6 protein-coding genes are annotated in these 8,386 nt (G+C 66.0%); 3 read left to right on the plus strand and 3 right to left on the minus strand.

Annotated elements, in window-relative coordinates:
* Positions 1 to 95 precede the first annotated feature (95 nt).
* From GEV05_29285 to GEV05_29295, 3 genes are all read right to left on the minus strand, one after another.
* On the minus strand, positions 96 to 1,403 hold the full coding sequence (locus tag GEV05_29285) for an iron-containing alcohol dehydrogenase (protein ID MPZ47385.1): 1,308 nt from the start codon (positions 1,401 to 1,403) through the stop codon (positions 96 to 98).
* A 124-nt stretch (positions 1,404 to 1,527) separates the two neighbouring features.
* A complete protein-coding gene (locus tag GEV05_29290; GenBank protein ID MPZ47386.1) occupies positions 1,528 to 3,138 on the minus strand; it encodes a choline dehydrogenase in 1,611 nt (536 codons plus the stop codon).
* A 160-nt stretch (positions 3,139 to 3,298) separates the two neighbouring features.
* The gene (locus GEV05_29295; protein ID MPZ47387.1) at positions 3,299 to 3,712 is read right to left on the minus strand and encodes a glyoxalase/bleomycin resistance/extradiol dioxygenase family protein; all 414 of its coding nucleotides are present in this window, start codon (positions 3,710 to 3,712) and stop codon (positions 3,299 to 3,301) included.
* 227 nt (positions 3,713 to 3,939) lie between these two features.
* Here GEV05_29295 and GEV05_29300 point away from each other — a divergent pair, with 227 nt between their 5' ends.
* From GEV05_29300 to GEV05_29310, 3 genes are read left to right on the plus strand one after another with little or no spacing between them, the layout of a single operon-like run.
* The gene (locus GEV05_29300; protein ID MPZ47388.1) at positions 3,940 to 6,903 is read left to right on the plus strand and encodes an FAD-binding protein; all 2,964 of its coding nucleotides are present in this window, start codon (positions 3,940 to 3,942) and stop codon (positions 6,901 to 6,903) included.
* A gap of 2 nt (positions 6,904 to 6,905) precedes the next feature.
* Positions 6,906 to 7,559 carry a carboxymuconolactone decarboxylase gene (locus tag GEV05_29305; protein ID MPZ47389.1) on the plus strand — a complete coding sequence of 218 codons (654 nt, stop codon included), beginning with the start codon at positions 6,906 to 6,908 and terminating at the stop codon, positions 7,557 to 7,559.
* A 25-nt stretch (positions 7,560 to 7,584) separates the two neighbouring features.
* Positions 7,585 to 8,361, plus strand: coding sequence for a TSUP family transporter (locus tag GEV05_29310; protein ID MPZ47390.1), 777 nt, complete (start codon positions 7,585 to 7,587; stop codon positions 8,359 to 8,361).
* Positions 8,362 to 8,386: the final 25 nt, after the last annotated feature.

Raw genomic sequence — 8,386 nt, forward strand, 5'->3', positions numbered from 1 at the left:
GGAGGGGATGTATTTCATTCCCCTCCTGCGAAGGAGGGGCGGGACGCGACGCTGTCGCGGACGGGGTGGTCTCGATGCGCGGACGGGCTGGTAGCCTACCAATACTTCATCGCGCCACGAAATATCCCGCGCAGCTCGTCCTTGCTCACATCGCGCGGCGCATTGCCGATGACCCGACGCTGAGGAAATGCGCCCTCGGTGAGCGCATCGAGGTCGTTCTCGCCGTAGCCGATATATGTGAGCCCACCCGGAAAATCGGTGGCCTGCATCATCCCGATCAGGTGCTTCGCGAGCACCTCGCCGGCATCGTGCGCACTTGCGCCGCGCATGTCGGCACCGAGGCATTCGGCACCGTCGAGATGCCGCTCGGGACACGCCGGGGCGGTGAAGCGATACACCGACGGCGCATTCAGCATGACCGACATGCCGTGCGGCACCATCGGCTCGCCGGCCGGGTAATCGGGCGCGCGAAAGCCGCGCACGAGCCCCGAGACCGCGTACGACATGCCGTGCGGCAGATGGCAGCCGGCGTTGGAGAAGGTCATTCCGGCGAGCATGCCGGCATACATCATGTTCGCGCGCGCTTCGTCGTCGGCTGCGTCCTTCACCGCACGCACGAGGTAGCGGCCGATCAGGCGCAGCGCCTCGCGCGCGCCCATGTCGCTCCACAGATTGGCGCCCTGATTCATCGGCCGCGCCGGCCCGGTGCCGGTGCGCTGCCGCTTCGAGTGCGGGCGCGCGGTCAACGATTCGAGCGCGTGGCTCATGGCATCGAAGCCGCTCGAGGCGACGATCGTCCTCGGCAGCGTGCGGGTGACGAGCGGATCGACCAGCGCAACCGTCGGGATCATGCGCCGGTTCATCACACCGGTCTTCGCTTTCATCGCCAGCAGATCGAAGATCGCGATGCCGGTGCACTCACTGCCCGTGCCGCTGGTGGTGGGACAGGCGATGTGCGGCTTGAGCGGGCCGGGAATCGGCTGGCCGCCGCCGATCGGCGCGTTGATGTAGGTGAGGAAGTCGGCAGGATAGGTCGCGTAGACGTTGGCGGCCTTGCAGGTATCCATGACCGAGCCGCCGCCCACCGAAACGAAGCCGTCGAACTTGCCTTCGGCGGCGAAGCGGGCCGCCGCCTGAAACGACTGGTCGGTGGGCTCGACATGGACTTCGTCGTAGCGCGCGACATCCACGCCAGCCGCGCGCAACGACGTTTCCACTGTCTCGACGTGCGGCAAGTGCGCTACGCGCTTGTCGGTGAAGAGGCCGACGCGTCTCAGCCCCAGCGCCTGGGCGTGCGCGCCGGCTTCGGCGAGGCAGCCCGCGCCGAAGGTGACCTGCGGCAGCTCGATGGTGAAGCTCGGGTCGCCTTCTCCCGTGACCAGGTAGTACTGACAGCAGTGCATGTCGACTCTCCTGCTTGGACGTCACTCCCGCGCAGGCGGGAGTCCAGCGAAACTTCCTTGTACTGGATTCCCGCTTCCGCGGGAATGACGTGTATCGGATTCAAGCCTGCACGGAACATCCCGATCAGACATCCCGCCGTGCATCTTCCAAAATCATGTCGGACGCCTTTTCCGCGATCATGATCGTCGGCCAGTTGGTATTGCCGGACACCAGCGCGGGCATGACCGACGCATCGACCACGCGCAGCCCCGTCATGCCGCGCACACGCAGCCGCGTATCGACCACCGCGGCATCGTCCGTGCCCATCCTGCACGTACCGACCGGATGAAAGATGGTCGCGCCGTGGTTGCGTACGAACTCGAGCAACGCCTCGTCGTTGTCGGCCTGCGGACCCGGGCGATACTCTTCGGCGACGAAGGGTTGCATCGAAGGCGCTGCGGCGATGCGCCGCGCGAGCTTGACACCCTCCACCGTCGTCGCACAGTCGACTTCGGTGGAAAGGTAGTTGGGCTTCATCGCCGGCGCCTCGAAGGCATCGCGGCTCTTGATCGTGACGCTGCCGCGGCTGGTGGGCCGCAACTGGCATACCGACATGGTGAAGCCGGGAAAATCGTGCGGCTTGGCACCCGCAAGGTCGGCGGAGAGCGTGCCGAAGTGAAACTGCACGTCGGGTGTTTTCGAATCCGGCATGACACGGGCGAATGCGCCGCCCTGGTTGATTCCGACCGCCAGCGGCCCGCGCCGGAACAACAGCCATTTCATGCCCATCGCCATCCGGCGGTGCCAATGACGCAGGTCGTCGTTGGTGGTGATCGGCTGTGTGCAGCGGAACATGACGCGAGCCTGCAGGTGATCCTGCAGATTGGCGCCCACGCCCGAAAGCGCATGCACGACCGCAATGCTGTGCGATTGCAGCAACTCGGCGGGTCCGACGCCGGAGAGTTGCAGCAGCTGCGGGCTCTGCAATCCGCCGGCGCTCACGATCACTTCGCGCCGCGCGCGCGCCTCGTGTTCGACGCCACCTTGCAGGTAGCGCACGCCGACGGCTCGCCGGCCTTCGCACACGATGCGGGTGGCGTGCGCGTCGGTCTCGACGGTCAGGTTGCTGCGCTTGCGCACCGGCCGCAGATAGGCGCCGGCCGCCGAGCAGCGCAGGCCGTTGCGGGTGTTGAGCTGGTAGTAGCCCGCGCCTTCCTGTTCGCGCCCGTTGAAGTCGTCGTTGCGCGCGATGCCGAGATCGGCCGCGCCGTCGATGAAGGCATCGACCAGCGGATGTTTCTCGCCGATATCCGACGCGCTCAGCGGCCCCCCGGCGCCGTGCAGCTCGCTTGCGCCGCGGCAGTTGTCCTCCGAGCGGATGAAATAGGGCAGGACATCGTCCCAGCCCCAACCGTTGTTGCCGGCCGCCTTCCAACGCTCGTAGTCGTCCTTCTGGCCGCGGATGAAAATGAGCCCGTTGATCGAGCTCGATCCGCCCAGGCCGCGCCCGCGCGGCCAGTACACGCGCCGGTTGTTCACCCCCGGGTCCGGCTCGGTGCTGAAGCGCCAGTTGTACTGCTCGTGGAACATGGTCTTGCCGTAGCCGATCGGCAGATGGATCCAGATCGAGCGGTCGGCCGGCCCCGCTTCGAGCAGCAGCACCGAATGCCGGCCTCCCGCGCTCAGCCGGTTGGCGAGCACGCAGCCCGCCGATCCGGCGCCGACGATGACGTAGTCGTAGGTTCTCGTGTCCATGCGCACCGGAGCAGCCGATCGCTGCGCCCGGAGTCCGTCGTTTCCTGCGCAAGCGGGAAAGCCTGGCGGCGTTGTGACGGCGGGCGCAGGCCATTTTTGCATGCGTGCATGGCATCCGCAATGCAGCGCCGACGGTGCAGGCCGTGCACCGCAAGAACCCTTACGCAGACCCGGACTGTAGCGCGCTCGGCTCCATGTAGACCAGCTCCCAGATGTGTCCGTCGAGGTCCTGGTAGCCGTGCTGCAGCATGAAGCCGTGATCCTGCTCATCGTTGTATGTCGTTCCGCCCGCCGCGACGGCTTTTTGAACCATCTCGCGCACATGGCTGCGACTCTCGCAAGAAAGCGCAGTCAGCACCTCGGTGTTGCGGCGCGCGTCGCAGATGGGTTTGGGTGTGAAGCTCTGGAATTTCGCCTCCGTCAGAAGCATGACGAAGATGTCGTCGCTCACGATCATGCAGGTCGCCGTCTCGTCGGTGAACTGCGGATTGAACGTGTAGCCGAGGCGGGTAAAGAATTCGACCGACTTGTTCAGATCCTTGACGGGCAGATTGACGAAGATCTTGGTTGCCATGGTGTTCTCCTTTTGGTTGTGCGAGGCTCGCAGCCTCTCGATCCTACCGTCCCTAGTCGTTGCGCGAGGTCCGGTTTCGACAGCGACGTCGCTCCCGCTATAGCGGAAGCGACCTCCCGTGCAAACGGGAGCCCAGGAAATAGGCGCCCAGTGAGACAAGACCGATTCTGGATTCCCGCTTGCGCGGGAATGACGGCGCTCGGGTACCGCTCGACGGTAGGTTGAGCATGGCTCGCTATAATCGCCCGATGAAACCCGAGGTCGTTCCCGGGCGCCCGCTCGATGCGGCTGCGCTCGAAGCCCGCCTGCGCGCGCGACTCGCTTGCGAGGTGCACTTCGATGCGGGCGCCCGCGCCCTCTACGCGACCGATTCCTCCAATTATCGCCAGGTGCCGATCGGTGTGGTCGTTCCGCGCACGATCGACGACATCGTAACCACTGTCGCCGTGTGCCGCGAATTCGATGCCCCCATCCTCATGCGCGGCGCGGGAACGAGCCTGTGCGGCCAGACCTGCAACGTCGCCGTGGTCCTGGACGTGTCCCGCCACCTCACGCGCATCGTCGCCATCGATCCGCAGGCACGCACCGCGGTGGTCGAGCCCGGCGTCATCTGCGACAGCCTGCGCAACGCGGCCGAGCGGCACGGGCTCACCTTCGGTCCCGATCCGGCAACGCATAGCCGCTGCACGCTGGGCGGCATGATCGGCAACAACTCCTGCGGCGCGCACTCCGTCATGGCGGGAAAGACGGTCGAGAACGTCGAGGCGCTGGAAATTCTCACCTACGACGGCAGCCGCATGTGGGTGGGCCCGACGTCCGAGCAGGAGCTCGCCGCCATCGTCGCGGCGGGCGGCCGCAAAGCCGAAATCCATGCCGCATTGGCGAAGCTCGCGCAACGTCACGCCGAGCGCGTGCGCAGCGAATTTCCTCGAATCCGGAGGCGGGTCTCCGGCTACAACCTCGACGAGCTCCTGCCCAGCCACGGGTTCAACCTGGCGCGCGCACTGGTCGGCACCGAGGGCACCTGCGCGATCGTGCTGCAGGCGAAGGTCAAGCTGGTCGAGAGCCCGCCGGTGCGCGTGCTGGTGGTGCTCGGCTACGACGACATGTTCGTCGCCGGCGATCGGACGCCCTTCGTCCTCGAGCATGCACCGGTGGCGCTCGAAGGGCTCGACGTCATGCTGATCGACGATCTCGGCAAGAAGGGTCTGCTGGGCGCCGAGATTGCGCTGCTGCCGCCGGGATCGGGCTGGTTGATGGTCGAGCTCGGCGCTGACGATCTCGCGCAGGCAATGGCGCGCGCAGTAGCGCTGGTCGATTCCGAGATGCGCTCGGGTCTGGTGCGCGGCTCGCGCATCTACCCGGGCGCCGAACAGAAGGTCGTGTGGGCCATTCGCGAGGTCGGCGCCGGTGCGAGCAACGCGGTCCCCGGCGTGCGCGAGGAGCCGCGCGCGGGCTGGGAGGACGCCGCGGTCGATCCGGCACGGGTGGGCGACTATCTGCGCGAGTTTCGCCGACTGCTCGACAAGTACGGCTATCGCTCCTCGCTCTACGGCCACTTCGGCGACGGCTGCATTCACGGCCGCATCACCTTCGAGCTGGAAACACACGCAGGTATTGCGGCGATGCGCCGCTTCATGGAAGAGGCGACCGATCTCGTGGTCAAATACGGCGGTTCGATCTCCGGCGAGCATGGCGATGGCCAGGCGCGCGCCGAGTTCCTGCCGCGCATGTACGGGCCCGAGCTCATGCAGGCGTTTCGCGAATTCAAGGAAATCTGGGATCCGCGCAATCGCATGAACCCGGGCAAGGTGGTGGATGCCTACCGCGTGGACGAGAATCTGCGCATCCATCCGGATTACCGGCCGATCGAACCGAAGACCCGCTTTTCGTTCGCCGCCGATTTCGGCAGCTTCGCGCACGCAGCCGATCGTTGCCTGGGCGTTGCGAAGTGCCGCAATCTCGAAGGCGGCGTCATGTGCCCGAGCTACCGCGTGACCGGCGAAGAGAAGCATTCGACGCGCGGACGCATTCGCCTTTTCGGCGAGCTCTTCCGCGGCGAGACGCTCACCGATCTGTGGTCGAACGAAGACGTGAAGGAAGCGCTCGACCTGTGCCTTGCCTGCAAGAGCTGCAAGAGCGAGTGCCCGGTGCAGGTCGACATGGCGACCTACAAAGCGGAGTTCCTGTCGCACTACTACGAAACCCATCCGCTCCCGCGCCAGGCGCGCAGCATGGGCATGATCCATCGCTGGGCACGGCTCGCTTCGCACGCGCCCGGCATCGTCAACCTCGTCAATGCGACGCCGGGCTTGAGCGCACTGGGCAAGCGCTGGGCGGGAATCGCACCCGAGCGCAAAGTCCCGAAGTTCGCCTCCACCACGTTCGTGCGCTGGTTCGAAAGAAGGGCGCGACGCGCGGCGAGCGGCCGTGAAGTCGTGCTCTGGCCGGACACGTTCAACAATCACTTTCATCCCGAGTCCGCCATTGCTGCAACCCAAGTGCTGGAGGCTGCCGGCTACTCGGTGCGCGTGCCCACCCGACCGCTGTGCTGCGGGCGGCCGCTGTACGACTTCGGCATGCTCGACATGGCCAAGTCGCTGCTCGCAGAGATCATGCAAGCGTTACGCAACGAGATCGAGGCGGGCGTCCCGATCGTGGGCCTGGAGCCGGCATGCGTTTCCGTTTTCAAGGACGAGCTGCCCAACCTCTTTGCCGGCGACCCGCTGGCACGCAGACTCGCCGACCAGGTGGTCTATTTCAGCGACTTCCTGCAGAGCCAACCGGGGCTGCCGGAGCAGGCACCGGCAATTCGGGCGCGTGTCCACGGCCATTGTCATCACAAGGCGCTGCTCGGCATGAGCGGCGAGATGGCGCTGCTGCGTCGCGTTGGCATCACAGCCCAACCGATTGCTTCGGGCTGCTGCGGCATGGCCGGCGCATTCGGCTTCCGCCCCGAGAGCTATGAATTGTCGGTGAAGGCGGCCGAGCTCGGGCTCCTGCCCGCCGTGCGTGCCGCAGCCGCCGATGAGCTGATCGTCGCTTCGGGTTATAGTTGCCGCGAGCAGATCGAGCAGCTTTCGCCCCGAAAAGCGATCCACGCCGCGGAGGCGGTGGCGCGGGCACTCGAGCTTTCGCCGGCTGCGGAATCGACGATCGAGCGCCGAACGCACTCAACGACGGAGGCATGACAATGAACGCACCGCGTATCAGCTACGTGCCGCTGGAACAGATGGACGACAGGATGCGGCGCGAGATGCAGCGCTGCGCCGAGTACGGCACGCCGCGCCCGGAGAGCTCGGCGGTGCGCGCGCACGTCCCCGCCTGCTTCTGGAGCTTTGCGAACTCGTGGCAAACGATCTTCCGCGAAGGCGTGTGCGACCACGCGATCAAGGAGCTGTGCCGGCTGTACGTGTCGCGTTCCGTGAAGTGCGAGTTCTGCGGCAACCAGCGCTCGATCAAGGCAGCCCAGTCCGGCGTGCACGAAGCGCAGGTGGACGATCTGGTCAATTTCGAACGATCGGGCAAGTACAGCGAACGCGAAAAGGCGGCTCTTGCGTATGCCGAGGCCATCACCTGGCGCCTGAATGTCGACGACGCGTTCTGGGCGCGCATGCACGAGCATTTCACGCAGGCCGAGCTGGTGGAGATCGGCTGCTTCGTGGCGCTGACGATGGGGCAGCAGAGCTGGCTGCGCCTGCTCGACATCGAGCATCACCAGGTCATGGCGGGCACGCCGGGCTCCATGGCGCCCGGGTTCGAGACGCCCGAGGCGCTGGCCCGATCGAAGGCCTCCCCGACCTATTGGGCGAAGCAGGACGCGACGCCGCGCAAGGACGCCGCCTGATTCCGCGCAAGCGCGTCGACACACCGTGATTGCGCTCGACAGCATGCCGGTGCTTTCGATCGCTTGCGTGGCCTTTGCGATTGCGTTCGCCGGGCTCGTGCACGGCACGCTCGGACTCGGTTTTCCGCTGGTCGCGACACCGCTCATTTCGCTCGTGACCGACATCAAGACCGCCGTCGTCCTGGTCGTTCCGCCGACGCTCGCGGTGGTGATCGTCGCCATCGTCGCCGGCGGCTCGTTCTTCGCCACCGTGCGCGAATGGTGGCGCATGCCACTGTGGGCGTTGCTCGGCGCTTATGCCGGCACGCAGCTTTTCATCGTCATCGATCCGGCGCCGTTGACGCTGCTGCTCGCGTTCGCGATCATCGTGTATCTGGGCCTCGACTGGATCGGCCGCGGCGAGTCGCAGCTCATCCGGACGCACCGGCACAAGGCGGGCGCGCTGTTCGGGTTCCTGGGCGGGCTGTTCGACGGCTCGGTCAATATCGCGGCGCCGCCGCTGCTGATCTACTTTCTCTCGCTCGGTTTGACGCCAGTCGCGCTGGTAAAGGCGCTCAACCTATGCTTCTTCACCGGCAAGACGACCCAGATCTCGACCCTGATCGCAAGCGGTGACGTCCCCAATGCGATCTGGCTCTCGACCGTGCCGCTGTGCGTGGTCGGCATCGTGACCTCGCTCGCGGGCACCCGCATTCGCAACCGGGTGCCGGCGCAGACCTACCGCCGCTGGCTCAAGTACGCTCTGGTGGTCATGGCGCTGATCCTGCTCGGCCAGTTCTATTTCCTGCTGAACGCGGCCTGAAGACGGATACTTGGCCGGCTTTGAT

It is taken from the genome of Betaproteobacteria bacterium (assembly GCA_009377585.1).
Taxonomy (GTDB): Bacteria; Pseudomonadota; Gammaproteobacteria; order Burkholderiales; family WYBJ01; genus WYBJ01.

Bases quoted from the DNA above. Each gene is read 5' to 3' on its own strand.
- GEV05_29285 (MPZ47385.1), bottom strand. From the start codon at position 1,403: ATGCACTGCTGTCAGTACTACCTGGTCACGGGAGAAGGCGACCCGAGC.
- GEV05_29290 (MPZ47386.1), bottom strand. From the start codon at position 3,138: ATGGACACGAGAACCTACGACTACGTCATCGTCGGCGCCGGATCGGCG.
- GEV05_29295 (MPZ47387.1), bottom strand. From the start codon at position 3,712: ATGGCAACCAAGATCTTCGTCAATCTGCCCGTCAAGGATCTGAACAAG.
- GEV05_29300 (MPZ47388.1), top strand. From the start codon at position 3,940: ATGGCTCGCTATAATCGCCCGATGAAACCCGAGGTCGTTCCCGGGCGC.
- GEV05_29305 (MPZ47389.1), top strand. From the start codon at position 6,906: ATGAACGCACCGCGTATCAGCTACGTGCCGCTGGAACAGATGGACGAC.